7 protein-coding genes are annotated in these 15,810 nt (G+C 51.9%); 5 read left to right on the top strand and 2 right to left on the bottom strand.

The window, feature by feature from the left end:
* Positions 1-15: 15 nt before the first annotated feature.
* Positions 16-1,182, bottom strand: coding sequence for a type IV secretory system conjugative DNA transfer family protein (locus tag RCCS2_RS10220; RefSeq protein WP_008233932.1), 1,167 nt, complete (start codon positions 1,180-1,182; stop codon positions 16-18).
* A gap of 301 nt (positions 1,183-1,483) precedes the next feature.
* On the opposite strand from RCCS2_RS10220, the gene RCCS2_RS10215 reads away from it, so the two are divergent.
* The 5 genes from RCCS2_RS10215 (at position 1,484) to RCCS2_RS10195 (ending at position 4,785) form a co-directional block, all read left to right on the top strand.
* A complete protein-coding gene (locus RCCS2_RS10215; RefSeq protein WP_008233931.1) occupies positions 1,484-1,906 on the top strand; it encodes a DUF3768 domain-containing protein in 423 nt (140 codons plus the stop codon).
* Positions 1,907-1,908: 2 nt separating this feature from the next.
* Positions 1,909-2,193, top strand: coding sequence for a hypothetical protein (locus RCCS2_RS10210; protein ID WP_008233930.1), 285 nt, complete (start codon positions 1,909-1,911; stop codon positions 2,191-2,193).
* Between the two features lie 174 nt (positions 2,194-2,367).
* On the top strand, positions 2,368-3,504 hold the full coding sequence (locus RCCS2_RS10205; protein ID WP_008233927.1) for a hypothetical protein: 1,137 nt from the start codon (positions 2,368-2,370) through the stop codon (positions 3,502-3,504).
* 461 nt (positions 3,505-3,965) lie between these two features.
* Positions 3,966-4,313, top strand: a complete 348-nt coding sequence (locus RCCS2_RS10200) for a helix-turn-helix transcriptional regulator (RefSeq protein WP_008233925.1) — start codon at positions 3,966-3,968, stop codon at positions 4,311-4,313.
* A complete protein-coding gene (locus RCCS2_RS10195; RefSeq protein ID WP_008233923.1) occupies positions 4,300-4,785 on the top strand; it encodes a hypothetical protein in 486 nt (161 codons plus the stop codon). Before RCCS2_RS10200 ends, RCCS2_RS10195 begins: the two co-directional genes overlap by 14 nt.
* A 53-nt stretch (positions 4,786-4,838) precedes the next feature.
* On the opposite strand, the gene RCCS2_RS10190 is transcribed toward RCCS2_RS10195, so the two are convergent.
* Positions 4,839-15,569, bottom strand: a complete 10,731-nt coding sequence (locus RCCS2_RS10190; protein WP_008233922.1) for a calcium-binding protein — start codon at positions 15,567-15,569, stop codon at positions 4,839-4,841.
* Between the last annotated feature and the right edge of the window lie 241 nt (positions 15,570-15,810).

Below are 15,810 nucleotides of genomic sequence, written 5' to 3'. Positions count from 1 at the left end.
CTAGCACCCACCGCATCACCCAGCCTGATATGGTGGATACATCGAGGCTGAAAACGGTGCCAGCCGCTCTCCATGGCGCATCACCTGCACGGCGGCGCGATGGTTGGGCTGGTTTTGCAGATCATGGGTGGTGAAGGGTTGCATTACACGCTGGATGATCGGTGCGTCTTTCGGACCAACGCGGAATGCCATCAAGTTGCCTACGTTTCCAAAAATCGCGTCTGATACATCATTGTCCGTCTGGGAGAGGTGCTGATGCGCCAACACCAGCCCCAAGCGATACTTCCGTGCCTCCGAGAGCATGCCTGCAAAGCTTTTGGTGGTGAGATTAGGAAACTCATCAACGTAGAGAAAAAACGGCCGTCTGGCGGCTTCTGGCAGGCCATGCCGGGTTGTTGCAGCATGCATCAGTGATGATGTGATGAGCCCGCCTAAGATGTTGGTGATATCAGACCCCAGACGACCTTTGGCCAAGTTCACCACAAGGATCTGCCCGGTATCCATGATGCCTCGAAACCGCAGCGGTTGCTTTGGTTCACATAGCGCTGTGCGGACAGCTGGCTGCGCCAGAAACCCACCCAGCTTATTGGCAATTGGCGTGATCCCGTCAGCGCTGCCTTGGTAGTTCAATGATGGGAACTCAGTTTTCCAGAAAAACCGCACCTGTTCGTCGGTAATCTGATCAACCACTTGCCGCCGATACCCTTTGTATGTGAGCAGGCGCAGCACATCGCGCAGATCGGCATCTTGCGTCTCAAGCAGTGCGAGCAAGGCAAAGCGCAAGATATGCTCCATACGCGCACCCCAAGCATCTGGCCATTGCTTTTTGAGGGTCTCAATGAGACCAGATGCAACCAGTGGCCGATGGATGGCTGAGACTTTCGAGAGCGGATTATATCCCAGCGGACAGTCAGGATCGCTGACGTCCCAATAATGATGCGGAACAATGAGGTCACGGCGCAGTGCTTCGGCCAGATCGCCATGAGGATCAATCAAACAAAACCCCGTGCCTTGCCTTGCGTCTTGCTGTGTGAGGTTGAGAAGCAAGGTAGATTTGCCGGTCCCCGTCTGGCCGATAATATACAAATGCTGCAACCGGTCAGTGGCCATGATGGCAAAGGGTTGGGGTGACTTATAGCGTTGATAAGCGAGCCCGAGGACGGCTTGGTGTTTGGTATACATGCCTAGATTGTCGGCGCTGCATCCATTTTGCGATAGCAGGCCGATTATCACCACCCGTGATATAGTGACTGCTTTGTATGCAAGAGACGATCAAGCATCATTAGACCCAGATCAGTTCCTTTCCGGTTTCATCCTTCGACCAGGCGCGCCTGAGCAATCCCGCTTGGACCCGCCTGATTGAAAGGTGATACTCATGGAAACCACACAAACAGCCGCGCCAGAAGCCATCAACTCTGTGCCAATATGCCGAACCTGCGCCTCCGAGCATGTCGTTAGAGATGCTTGGGCTTGCTTCAACCGCATGAGTGGCCTCTGGGAGCTGGAACATGTCTTTGATGCTGCGCATTGTCATCAATGTCAGGGCACAACCAAACTCGATTGGGTGCCGAGCCAAGCGTTGCAAAACCGGCGCGTACGGGCCCTCAATGATCGGTTCCGCACCAAGGGTCTTGGCAACGGCACCGTCACGCTCACCCAAGGCGTTCAAGAGGCTGGTCAAGCTTTTATCTTGGCCACAATATACGCCGTGCGGACCTTCAGTGACTTCTCTGAGGATAATGATCCTTGGGGTGAACATGACTTTGGCGCGGTAGAGATCGACGGTCAGAAAGTGTTCTGGAAGCTGGATTATTATGATCCATCGCTTGAACAAGGATCAGAGAATCCAGCCAATGATGCACTTACCCACCGCGTGCTGACCATCATGCTCGCCAGTGAATACTAAGTATGGCGGAGGAATATGAGACCTTCACGCTTGTCTGGGCTGATCGCACAATTGCGGTCAGCCATCAGACGAACTGGCTGGGTTCTGGTCATTGGCATATTGAGTTGCGCTGTGATCAACGGCTGCCCATCACAACAACGGGCTATCGGTCGATCTTTGTGCCGCAAGCGGCGTTTGCAGATGACGCAGAGATTGAAGCATTCGTTGTGGCACTGCTAGATGAGGCAGCGCAGTCGAAAAATTGGCTGGCCTATCTTGAAGACAGCAAACAGCTCAAGTTCTTTTGAAAAACGCCGCTCCTGATGGGAGTGGTGTTTTTTAGACAGATTTTGGAACAACGGGCAAAGTTAGCCTTCGCCGCGACCGCTCCAATGGCTGCTTTTGATTACCTTCGGTTCTTTTACAAGTCGCAAAACCGGACTTTCCTTGCCTCAGATAAAACCAGACCTTAATCTATAAATATGTTGAACCCTACGCGCCCTGATCAGCAACCTGAGGTGATCCTTGAGAAGAACCGGCGTAAGCGGTTCTTAATGCACCGTGGAAGAACGCCTCGAAATGATTTGGAACTTCAAAAATTTGACGAGGAAATGCGGATTGAAGCGGAGCGGCTAGATGCACTGATCACAGCGGAGAACGAAAAGGAGCGTGAGCAACTTCGTCAAAATAAAAGAGAGCGTGATGCACAGCAGCTTCGGAGATTAAGGACACGCTATGGTGAAATTGATGAAGATCAGCGTGTTGAATCGATAGATATTCTGAAGACTGGTCTTCAGAATGGAAGGGCAAATTTTTCCGGCATAAAACTCGTGGAGCTCACTGAAGACCAAACAACCCACATCGAAATAGCATCCTTGGATGCTTCAAATGTAAACATGAAGAATGGAACGTTTTCTAATCTGCGCTTTGGCAGCGGGTCGAATCTTTCCAAAGTTGATTTTTCAGGTAGCATATTCAGAGACGTAATTTTTGATGATGGTTCAAGTGTTGAAGGCTGCAATTTTACTGACACCAAGTTTTACAATACCTCATTTCGAGATGGCTCCGTTGTCACCAACGCAGATTTCAAAAGAGCATTTCTAGACGAAAATTGTTCTCTAGAATTTGACGCTAACTTTGTTTCTCAAGCCAACTTTGAAATGAGACCTAACACGTGGCAGCGCTTGATGAGAGCCTATACTGGAGTAACACAATTCCTAAATATTGTATTGGGGTTTCTGTATTTTGGTCCGCTTATCTTTAAGATATCATTTCTTGGTTTCATAAGCGGCTTGCAAAAATTGGAAGGTGTTCAGGATACATCAACCGTTTGGCTCGTAGTAATGGGAGGACAAGACTTTAATTTACGCGTTTTTTCCCTCGGTTTAGCGATCCTTGTTTATCAAGGATTGCGCGTTAGAGCGACTATGAGCTTAAGTCCACTGATCGACGCGTACAATGCCGGAGGGAGATCTCCAAGTATAGAAGAGTATCAACCGGCCTCAGTGCGACAGCGTTACATCAATGCTTTCGGCTATGTTGTGTTCGCGATGTTCCTCTATGATCTGTTTGTAGCAGCAACCGCGGAAATTTGTATTCCGCTCACCTCATGCTTTTAATGAATACACAATCGCTTCAAAGCCGACACTCGTTCGTCTTGCTGCAAGGGTCATTTTGCTTGCAACGCGATCATTCATCAATTTTGCTCCTAGCCTTGCCCGTGTTTTTGTCGTGCAACCGTTCTGGGCTGAAAGCCCACACTGATATTTCCGTCAAAACGTAGACAGCATGGGGTGGTTCAGCCGCTTATCCCTCTGTTGTACAGCATCAGTCGCACCTGCTGCACAGCCGATCAGATAGTAATGTAAGGATAAACACTTTCACTTTGGGTTGCTATGTGCGTTTGTTGCCGGAACACGCCAGATGTTCCGGTCCCGGAACGTCGCATATCAATGCAATGTGCGTCTCCTTCATGGAAAGCACTCACCGTATCATCCACCATGATATCCTGCCTGCTAGGATGTCGTTGTCTCTCACCATAGACTGAAGCTCTAAACGTTTAATCAATAAGTAATAGTCTATGAGAACCCAATTCTCCGCTGATCTGCGTCTTGCGCGCAGAAAGGCGGGTTATACCCAAGCGGATGTTGCCGCCCTGCTTTGTGACCACCAGTCAGTGGTCTCAGATTTAGAAAGCGGATCACAACGTCCCACGCTTGACCAAATTATTACCCTATCGCTGATCTATGGGCGGTCATTTGAGGCCTTCTTTGCAGAGGTGATGGAAGATTGCATCAGGCGGCTTAAACGCCGATTGAAGCATTTGCGACCGCAGACCCGTGAAACTGCCCATACGTTTAATCGCCAATCATCGCTCAAAGCCCTGCATGAGCGTCTGTCTAACCCCATACACCATGACTGCGCTTAGTGTGCTAGCGGTTGCGGTGGCCTCAGGCAAGGTGGGCTACGTGTATCTCTCTGGCGGTCGCCTGCAAGACTGGGGCATCACCCTCAAAGCCACCCGTTCGGCCAATGATCTGGTTGGCTTCGTGCAAGAGCTGATCAATGAGCTGAAGCCTGATGTGGTCGTGACCGAAAAGCGTACCACCGGGTGCCGCAAGGGACAGCGTACTAAGGCGCTGATACAAGCCATTGCAGAGCTTGCCAGCCATAATTCAGTGCTGGATGTGTCGGTACAACGGCCACGTGGCTTTCCCTCCAAGTATGAAGAGGCGCAGGCCTTGGCCATGGAGTACCCAGAAATTGAAGGATATTTACCGCGCCAACGCCGTCGCATCTTTGATTTTGAACCACGTAGTATGGTGTTGTTTGAAGCACTGGCATTGGCCGATGCGGTGATCAAAGAGCCGCCGACACGATTGGCTGCTGCGATGGGATAAAGTCGCCCGTTACGGTATCAAAGCCACCCTCAGTAGGGTGGCTTTTGTATGCTCTATACAAAGACAAAGTCACTTTCTGTAAGCTGACTCGCGGCAATGCCTGCAATGGTTACCGTCATGTCTCCGGCCCATTGCACAATAGCGCCGGTCGTACCATCAAAAATCATCAGATCGTCGTAAGTGAAGGATACGGCCTCAAACTCAATCATATCCAACCCGTCCTGAAAATCGGTGATGTAATCATGGCCTTGCTCCTCTCTGAAGACAAATACGTCCGCGTCGTTGGAGCCAGAGTCGCCGCGCATCGTGTCATTACCTGAGCCGCTGTCTATCCGGTCTGAACCAGCGCCCCCCCAAATGTGATCGCGGTCACTACCGCCGCTCAGAACGTCATCGCCACTCCCACCAAATAAGTTGTCTTCGCCGGAACCGCCAAAGATCGCGTCAACGCCACCGCGCCCTTCTAGTCTATTGTCATCCGCCGACCCGACAATGGTGTTTGCACCAGATGATCCAATAATGTTCTCAACGTTAACGATTAGCTCAAAGCCACCGGTAGATGGCCAGTCGATCCGGCCCGAGCTAAGATCAATGACATTGTCCTCACTAGAGTAGCTGAAATCGACAGTATCGACCCCTTCGCCACCATCAAACGAGTCCGCATAGCCGCTGCCGGTTAATAGGTCGTCGCCCGCACCGCCAAACAGCAGATCATCGCCGTTTCCACCTTCCAATACATCATCGCCATCACCGCCAAATAGGCTATCGTCGCCATCACCGCCTTTCAATGTGTCGTCGCCATCACCACCATACAGATGGTCATTTCCAGCCCTGCCTTCAATTGTATCGTCTCCACCCAAACCATAGATGTTATCATGAGAAATACTCCCATAAAGATTGTTGGCTGACGCGTCACCGGTTGTCTTTGCGTTTTGAATAATGTCATCGGTTGTCCAGATTTCACCGTCCGCAAATACGATACTCTCCAATCCAGATCCCTCATCCAAGGACGCAAACTGATTTTTGACCTCTAACAGATCAAACCGCTGGTCAACATCTGTGAAATTCGACTGATCAAGGAGGTGCGCTGCATCTGCGGCAACACCGAGAATACCACTTTGCAGGATATTGACGCGTTGATCGGCCGTATCCGGGCCTTGGACAAATACATTGAGAGTGCTCGAAGACGTACGCTCAAAGTAATTTACCTGAATGGTGTGTTGGCCCTGCTCTAAGTATACTGACCCTGATCGTTCTCTGTATTTGTGGGCCCCATCATTATCAATCAATTCTGTGCCGTCGATCCAAAGTACTGACCCATCGTCTGAACCGCTGGTAAATGTATAATAACCAGCTGTTGTAACTTCAACAACGCTCGCCAGCCTCAAACCATAGTTATCATAGCTTCCACTATGATTTTTCTTGATATCTGCTGGACGTGTCGAAAATGTAATTCCACTTCCATCTGCATTAGCGTCAGCTACGCTGCGTGCAGAGCCGGGATTTCCATCATAGTATTCGTAAAGAAATGACCCGAATGTTGATTGTTCGTTTTGCTGACCAGTTTCGCGAATGACAAATAGATCATCTCCGTGTGACATTCTTTTGAGTGTAATAGAGTCCGAACCAACATCCTGAAATAGCAACACATCGGTTTCATCGCTTTTGTTTTCAAGAATAATATCACTATCGTCGCCAACTGACCAGACGTAGGTGTCATTGCCGCTACCGCCTTTGAGCGTGTCATTTCCATCACCACCAACTAACGTGTCATCGCCAGCGCTGCCGTTGATCGTATCGTTTCCGGTCAGTCCATAAATGTTGTCATCATATGCAGTGCCGTCGACCAAGCCACTCTCGTTCAGATCTTCTACGACAGTAGCACCTCTAATTTCATCAAGCGTCCACACCACGCCGTCATCAAACTCGATGATTTCAATACCACGACCGTTGTTTGAGTCGCTGTAACGATTTTGGATCTCAATCATTTCGCCAGTGCTGAGTATTGTGATCTCAAGATGAGCACTGCCTTCTTGACGTCTTAGTTTCACGTCATCCGATGAGATATCGGTCAGGATCAATCGGTCAATTTCAGATGTATTGCTTTCATTGTCGCGAATGCTGTCATTGCCATCGCCTGCCAACCATTCGTAGGTGTCGTTCCCGGCTCCGCCTCGCATAATATCGCCGCCAGAGCCGCCAATAAGCAGGTCATCTCCACCATGCCCTTCGAGCGTGTCATTCCCGCCCAGACCAATCAGCGTATCCTCAAGGCCCCACCCATGCAGTGTGTTTGCCGCTTCGGTTCCCGTCGTGATGACTTCGGCCAATGCGCCGCCCAACACCTCAACAAAGACCCCATCGCTGAATCGAACAAATTCGACACCGTCGCCATCTCCAGTTTGTCCGACATCAAAACGATCTCGTACCGTGATCGTTTCATTGGTAGCAGTGATTGTCACGATCAGGTCATCGCTCACTTTACTAAGATCGGCTCCAGTAGAAGCAATGTCGCTTAACAGAAGAGTATCGGTCTCTGCATCTGTTGCACTGGTATCGATGATCAGATCATTACCGTCACCTTCTTCGTAGATATAAGTGTCGTTGCCACTGTCGCCGTAAAGTGTGTCGTTATCTTTGCCGCCGTAGAGCCAGTCGTCGCCTGACCCAGCATCCAGAACATCATTTCCAAGCAATCCATAAAGGTTGTCGCGCACACGGGATCCGTTGATCTCGGCGATACCAGTGTCGTTGTCATTTGTACCCTCAAGCCGTGTACGGCTCAGAATGTCTTCCCTGTCCCAAACCACGCCATCCGCAAATTCGACGTACTCAAGTCCTTCACCATTCGTTTTAAACTGGTCCCAAACAGAGATTTGTTCTTCACCGTTAACACTCAGCCTAAGATCGTTACGGTGTTCATCGTTGAACGTATTTTTCCGAGTAAGTTCAACTTCAGCGGAGTTCACATCTGTCAAAATGAGGCGATCAGTTTGAGTCCTATCCGATTGACCCTCTTCGTCAATAGTATCGTTGCCATGGCCTCGCGACCAGATATAAGTGTCGCTGCCGGAACCGCCTTCGAGATGATCGTTCCCAGAATCGCCAATTAGAACGTCATCGCCGTAACCTCCTTTAAGAATGTCATTGCCGTCATAACCCCTTAGAGTATTATCGCTGCCCAGTCCTGTAATGGTATCGCTGCTTTCTGTTCCCGCCATACTAGTGAGATCAATTATGTCCTGACGGTTCAGCACTATATCATCAAGAACTAGCAGTTCGATCCCTTCGCCTGATGCACCAAACTGATCCCAAACCCTTATAAATTTGTCATCCGACCAATCATCCGTCCAAATTATAAGGTCGTCTTTGACCTCGTTTTTATAGTGCCAGCTTTGCAGATTTATGTCGTTTAGGCTGATCCCCTTTAAAATCAAGGTATCAACGTCAGAGTCCCGATCCGGACCATCGTTCGAAAGCTCATTAATAATATCGTTACCATCACCAATGGACCAGACGTAGGTATCATCACCTGCACCACCTTTGAGTGTGTCATTGCCAGTGCCGCCCACCAAAGTATCATCACCAGCCTTAGCATCAATTGTATCGTCACCAGCAAGTCCATAGATGTGGTTGTTATTTGCGCCATTGTCTCCAAAAAGAGTGTCGCTGCCTGCCGTGCCAGTTTCGGTTGCGTGGTTAAAAATGTCCTCTAAGCCCCAGATCACACCATCGCTGAACGCAATGCTTTCCAAGCCGTAGCCGTCTGTTTCGGATTCATACTGCCGCTTGACGGTGATTTGCTCGCTAGTCTCGACAATCGTAATGACGAGGTTGAGGCTGCCGGGTGCATTTGTCAGCGTGACGCCATCGGATGCAACATCCTCAAACACCAGCCGATCCATATGGATGAGCGAAGTGCCGTTATCCTCAATAGAGTCGTTTCCGTCGCCCTTTTTCCAAAGGTAGATGTCAGAACCATGATAGCCACCAACGGTATCGTCCCCAGTTCCGCCGACAATGGTATCACTGCCTTCTTTGCCCCAAAGCGTATCGTCGCCTGCCAAACCAAGGATTTTATCTTGTCCGGATACTCCGGTGATCGTGTCGTCACCCGTAGAGCCAGTTGTTTCTGTCACAGTTGGCAGATTTGTCGCCGTATGGTTGTAGCCATCCAACTGGTTTTCTGTGCTCTGGGCTAGGGATGCGATGAACTGTCCGTTTGTGATGGCATCAGCAGACAGCAGGCTCTCCCAGATTTGTAATTCTTGAGCTGATGGCGCGCGGCCCGCCGCGTTTTGATATCCCTGTTCAACCAATGCTGAACCCGAAAGTCCTTTCAGACTATTGGCAGGCACATCTTGGATCAGACGGTCACTCCAAGACAGCATTTGGTCGACAACATCGCTTGCACTGTCAGTTCCGGTTAGCAACCGTTCGGAGAAATACGAAACTTCCTGCACGGTTGCATCACGGTCATAGAGCACATCAAAGATGTCCTTTATGACGGATTCAACATCAGCTCTGTCCAAACTCCGCTCAAACACGGCGGGGTTCATGATTACGTCAAAGTTATTGGTCCGCATGTGCTGATTGCCGACCACCAGATGCTCGGCTGAGACCGCAAGCTCCAGCGCAATATCTTCGCGCGTATATACGCCAGACTTTAGGCCATTCATATCCTGTGCAAGCTCGGTCATACTCGGCGCACGGCCAAAACTGTTCAGGTACATCTGCGTGACAAACTCTGCGTTGGTCATCGTACCGGTGGTTGTATCGCCATAACGCGTGCTGAATTCGCCGGAAGCGATCAGCTCGGTGACAAGCGCTGCCTGATCAAGCTGGCCATCGTTCATGTGCTCGATTAGCGTTTCCAGCTCAATGGTATCCAACCCGCGATCCAGCACGGTATCGTAGATTTGTGCGGCTTCATCCAACAATTGCTGTTTGGCTGCCGCATCAAGACGTACTTCCGTGGTTGTGGTGCTTGTTCCGGTCGTGGACGTCACGCTCCAGGTTTCAATGCCAAGCGCATCAAAGCTATGGGATGTTTTGGTTTGCCCATGGCTACCTTCAGCAATGCCATTATCCCATTCATAGCTGCCATTATCTAGGACGGACCGGGTTGTCGTCTGCACATTGCCCTGACGCAAAACGGTCGTGGTCAGCCCATCCGCGCTGGTGGTGGTGATAAACGTATTGCCCCGGTGGCCCACCACATCAAATGAACTGGTGACATCAACGGTTGATCCATCAGCGGCAATCGTTGTCTCGGAGATTCTGTCCGCAATCCTGTTGCCATCATAGTCCAACTCACGGGTCGTTGTGCGTCCATCCGCGCTCACCGTTTCCGAGACGCTGGAATGCAACTCTCCGTCAGCATAGGTGGTTTCTGTTTGGGTGCTGCGGCTGCCATCGCTGTGCAGTGTTGTGACGGAGGATGTCCTCCCATCAATGTCGCCATCACCGTCGGCATCAAAAGTCATCGTGTAGGACAACCCGTCGGCTGCGCTTATGGTCGTCTGTTGATAGCCAATCGTTCCGGCACCAAAACTCTCGGTTAAGGTCGAGACCATTGCGCCATCGTCGTCGTATGACGTCTCAGTGCTGCGGGTGATATCAACCGCGCCATCACCATCGACATCGATCGAGAAGACTGAGCTCGTGCCGTTAGCGGCTTCGGTCATGGTGACCTCACTGCTCACGAAGCCGTTGATCTCGACATCCGCATAGGTCGTCGTCGTATTGCCGCTCAGATCGATGGTCGCCTCGACGCGCTGATCGACAAAGCCATCGCCATCACGGTCAAGTGTCTGTGTGCTGTGACGCCCATCGGCACTGACCACTTGCGTTGCGGTCTGCTGCAAGTCATAGCCCGCGCCATACTGCTGTTCAGTACTGGCAAAACCACCGTCAGCACCACGCTCAACAGTTGTCACCCGATCCACGCTGCCGTTACCAGAGTAATCGGCTATGATGCTTGTATTGAGACCATCACCACTAGTAACAGTCGTGATCTCAGACAAGGCATTAGCTGTAATGTCTCGGGTCACCTGCGTTTGGATGACATCGCCATTGTCAGCATACTCCATCTCCACTTCCGTAATGAAGTCGAAGACATCATCGCCATCCAGATCAAGGAAGGATTGCGAGACCATCCCGTCATCGCTGATCACATACGCCTCGCGCCCCTCCAGCACATGATGCGGGCCGCGATGTTCCACAGTTTGGTTTACGGTGCCATCAACACCGACTGCGGTTGTCTCAACGGTGCGCAGATCAATCTCGCCATCCGCATTGCGATCTGTCAGGCGTGTCATGGTCCGCCCATCACCACTGATCGTGACCTCATAAGTGCTTTCAACAACGCCGCCAGAAGAGAGGAATTCTGTCGCTGTGGTTGTCGCACCATTGTCACCAATGGTCTGCGTCATGCGCACATCATCAAAACCGTTACCGTCAACGTCATTGTTGCTGGTGATCATGCGCCCATCTGCGCTGGTTTCAACTTGCAGAACACCAATTGTGCTGCCGTCCGCTGCTGTCCGTGTGGTCGTCTGTGTTTGAACGCCGGATGCAGATAAATCGGTTTCTGAAACGACCGTCATATCAACGACGCCATCTGCATCATAATCATTGATCCGGGTTACAGTGCGCCCGTCGTCGCTCGTCGTCACCGTTGAGGTGCTGTAAACATCACCATCCCTATCGCGGTCCGACATGATCTCGGTCAGGGAGCCATCTCCATTCAGCGTCGTCTCTTCCGTCATGATCAGATCGGCAGTACCATCACCATCCCGATCTTCCGTCCTGCTTGTACTGAGACCATTGGCACTGATAGCCGTCTCAGAAGACGATTGAAGCATGCCATCGGCTGCCACCTGCGACGTGGTCGACGTTACAGTGCCATCATCCGCCTCAATGGTCGCGCTGATCTGATCGGCATTGCCGTCCCCATTGGTATCGACCGACCGTGTCACCTTACGAGCGTTGTCCGAGGCTGTCGTGGTAGAACCACTCCGCAAAGCACCAGTCGCGTCACGCACCTCGTTCACCATTGTGGTGCCGCCATCCGCCTCCAGCGTTGTTGTCGTCTCGCTGATCAGATCATAGATGCCATTGCCATCCGCATCTGTCGCCTGTGTGACCACCAATCCATCATCACTGGTTTCCGTCAGGCTCTGCGACAGCAGATCACCATTTGCAGCCTTGCTTTGCGCAAGGGTTGATGTAGTTCCGTCTGCGAGTAATGAGGTCACAGAAGACCCGCTGGCTTCAAAGACACCGTTACCATCCGCATCACTCTGTGTCGTGACTGTCAGACCATCGCCACTTATGTTGGTGATCGACTGGCTCCGTAAGCTGTCATCGTTGTTGCGCAATTGTGCTGTTGTCGTGCGACCTCCATCACTGTCCAAGGTCGTGACGGAGCTTGATTTGGTTTCCGCGACACCATCACCGTCAGCATCTGTTTCCGCCGTTGTCTCAAGCTCATCTGCACTGACAAAGCTAGTCTGCTGGCTGGCCATCGTGCCATCCGCGTGGACGCTGGTTTCCTCAACAATGCGGGAGCCGTCCAGCGCCTGTTTGGAGGCAATGATCCTATCGGTTGCACCGTCGCCGTTCGCATCAACCGTCGTGGTGGTTTCCCGACGGTCAGCACTTTGCTTTGAAACGCTTTGGGAAAGAACTGTAACACCATCGCCTGCGAATGCGGTTTCTGTTTGTAGAATGCCTGCATCAGACTCTACAGAGTAAGAACCATCGGTCGATGTATAATAGGTGATGGTTTTAAGAGTTTCTACTGTAGTAACTGATTTACCATCCGCGACACCATCACCGTTTGTATCAATGGTCGTCGTGGTCTTGAGACCATCGGCACTGGCCTTGGATTCAGTAACGGAGCGTGTTGTCCCATCCTGATTGGTCGTCGTGACCGTGCGGACGGCTTCGCCTGATCCATTCACGACGGTCTGATCGATGATCTTGGTATCAAAGGCTGCCGGTGTATCCACCACGCCGTCACCGTCGGCATCACTGTCACCATCAGCGTCGATGGTTGTAGTGCGCAGTAAACCGTCAGCACTGGTCACTGACGTCGTTACACTGTTGATCGACCCATCCGCGTTGCGGTCCCAGGTCGTTGCGCTACGATCTCCGGTGGCCGCATCAACGCCCACAGAACGGACAAGATCCGTTGCTTCAAAAAGACCGTTCTGGTTGAGGTCGATATGTGTTTCTGAGCTAACTTTATCCGCGCCAAGCGTGACCTCTCGCAAGCTGCGCACGCTTCCATCAGCATTGGTCACAGACACCGTTGTCTTGCGACTGTCATCCGGATTGATCACGGTGTCTTCAACCGTGGTCACATCAACGATTCCATCACCGTCCAAATCCAAAACCGTCGTGCTTGTTAGCGCGTCATCCGACTGCGTGACCGTCGTCGAGGTCCGCGCAGACCCGTCACTATTGGTCACATCGATGGTCGAGGTCGTGCCGCTCGCCGACGTTGTGATATCCGTGTCCTCGACCGTATCAACGCTGCCATCGCCATCAACATCGCTTGCGATGGTTTTGGTCTGGCCGTCCGCACTGACCGTCTCTGTCACAACAGAGCGAACCGAACCGTCAGGATTGGTCACCGTCGTTGTCTCCGCGCGGCTGCCATCGGCATTGACAACAATCACATGGGTCATAGTAATGTCCGCAATGCCATCACCATCATTGTCGATAGCTTCCGTGCGGGTCAGCCCATCAGCGGACACAGCCTCATCAACGCTGCGGATCGTGGTGCCGTCCTTGCCAACATCCGTTGTGACAATCGTCATGCTGCCATCGGTGGCCGTCGTCCGCACTTCTATCTGATCAAACCAACCACCGCCGGTCGAGTCGCGTTCAATCGTGACCGTGTTCCCATCAGCGCTGGTCGTCGTCACGGTCTGGTTCAACAGAATGGCTGTAGCCACAGTGGCGCCCAGACTGTTCGTGACCGTCTTGGTTGTGGAGGCATCCGGGTTGGTCACGATGGTGATCGTCTGCAAGCGATCCACGACGCCGTCGCCATTGTCGTCATAGGTGTTCGATGTCTGGGTACCATCTGCCGACACAACAGTTGTGTTCTCAAAAGCGATAGAGCCATCCGCGTTATAGCCCGTCGTCACCTCGGAGCGCTGGCCATCCGGCGCGAATGTCTCAACCTGCTCAATACGGTGGCCATTCGCCTCCGCAATCAGCGTCACATCACCCGCGGTGCCCGTCGAGCCATCATCATAGGTAAAGGTGGTCTGGCCGGTAATGACAGAGCCATCGGGCAGCTCGATATTGGTCGTATCAACCGTCAGATCAATCGAGGTGATGCCAAGCTCCGCAAAGGTTTTGGCCACCAAAGAGCCATCGTCCTGCGTCACCATCAGTTTGAAGTCGAGCCAGGCATCATCATTGGCGTCAAAGACACCGTCACCATTGCTATCAAAGACCGAGGCCAGCGCCTCAAAATCCGAGTTCGCCGTGGGGTCCCACTCGGTAAAGATATACTGACGGGCCTCGGTAATTTTCCCGTCACCGTTGATGTCATAAAACAACACCGCATCGCCAGCACCCGCCCAGGCCGTGCGGTTCTGCAGGCCGTCGCCCGTGGCATCCATGTAGATGGAGGAGTTGGAGAGTTCGGTGATCTGAATGCCGTCGCCGGTCAGGTCGAAGAGAATGGGAAATGGTCCCGGCTTGTCATAATCCTCTACAGGCGGCGCGTTGCCGCCGGAACCACCAGTGCCATTCCCAGTTCCACCAGATGGGTCAATTGGTGAATTAGGGCCCGATACGTCTGGGCTGCTGCCTCCGCCGGAAGAAGACCCGGTCGGTGGCGCGGGTGGGCCAATGAAGCCGCCGCCAGTGCTCCCGGAGCCACTGCTGCCAGATGGTGAAAACGGATCGTCATCGTCATTATCGCCGCCCCAAATGGGGCCGATGCCACCCGGCCCGGTGTTTGTAGGATTGTTACTCGAGTGCCGCGGATCGTTGGGGGACAGTCGCCAGTCGTTGTCGTTGGTCGGGTCGCCGTCACCAAAACTATAGGGAGGGGTTCCTGGCGCTCGGTGCTGGGCCGCAGGACTCGTCAGCTCATTAACTGAGTTAGTAAGCTGACCAGTTTCGGCCATCACATCAAGTGCATTTAGCTCGTCGCCTGCACGCAAGCCTCGTCCGTCATCAAATCGCCCGCCATAGCCGGGAAGTCGTGCACTTCCCGGCGATTGGGCAACAGTGCCTGATCCACCAGCAGGGTCCGGTACGGGCTGTTGCCAAAGATCATGTTTCAGTTCTCCCGAAATTGTTGTCCAGATGGGACTTACGCTTGCCAGTGCGTGTGCACCGTCCGCTGTCGAGACTTCAGCAATTACTTCGCCACCAAATTTAAGCCCAAAAAGTTCGGCACTTCCTCCTAGTCCAACTCCCGCACCGAGATTGGTATCCTCAAAGGCGATGATTCCAGTAATGCCAGACTCGAGTGGATTGTGGATAGCAATAACCGTTTCGCCAAAAAGTCCAAGGCCGAGACCAGCTGAAATGTTAACCGAGTCCTCATCATAGCCACCTCTAAGATGACCGCGAAGAGGTCCCAATTTTATCGCACCACCTGCAACTGTAAAATCACCTTGGTTAATTCCCATCAGGCTTGCTGGTAAATCTTCGATCGTGGCATCAATGCTCCCGCTGATTTGATTGGTCAAATCGCCTTGCCAAAGATGAACAGATGTTCCGTCAGATGCCGTCGAACCTCGAGCCATATCAGTTTACTTCCTAGTTTGGTTTAGAAAACGGTCGATATCAAATCCGACCAGTAATAGTAGAGACCTAAAAGCAAAAAAAATTGCCAGACTTACTATAAGAAATGGAGTCGCCACAATTGCCTGCAAGACAGACCAGTTAAAAAATTCGGACTTGTTTGCGTCGACCAAGAGAACTGGTAATGCCACAATAAAGTATACGACGAAGTATCCAATCAAAAACCTGACAGGGTATTTGCCT

The sequence above is a fragment of the Roseobacter sp. CCS2 genome (genome assembly GCF_000169435.1).
GTDB lineage: Bacteria > Pseudomonadota > Alphaproteobacteria > Rhodobacterales > Rhodobacteraceae > Yoonia.
This window is presented reverse-complemented; position numbering and strand designations above follow the sequence as displayed.

Bases quoted from the DNA above. Each gene is read 5' to 3' on its own strand.
- RCCS2_RS10200 (WP_008233925.1), top strand. From the start codon at position 3,966: ATGAGAACCCAATTCTCCGCTGATCTGCGTCTTGCGCGCAGAAAGGCG.
- RCCS2_RS10210 (WP_008233930.1), top strand. From the start codon at position 1,909: ATGGCGGAGGAATATGAGACCTTCACGCTTGTCTGGGCTGATCGCACA.
- RCCS2_RS10205 (WP_008233927.1), top strand. From the start codon at position 2,368: ATGTTGAACCCTACGCGCCCTGATCAGCAACCTGAGGTGATCCTTGAG.
- RCCS2_RS10215 (WP_008233931.1), top strand. From the start codon at position 1,484: ATGAGTGGCCTCTGGGAGCTGGAACATGTCTTTGATGCTGCGCATTGT.
- RCCS2_RS10190 (WP_008233922.1), bottom strand. From the start codon at position 15,569: ATGGCTCGAGGTTCGACGGCATCTGACGGAACATCTGTTCATCTTTGG.
- RCCS2_RS10220 (WP_008233932.1), bottom strand. From the start codon at position 1,182: ATGTATACCAAACACCAAGCCGTCCTCGGGCTCGCTTATCAACGCTAT.
- RCCS2_RS10195 (WP_008233923.1), top strand. From the start codon at position 4,300: ATGACTGCGCTTAGTGTGCTAGCGGTTGCGGTGGCCTCAGGCAAGGTG.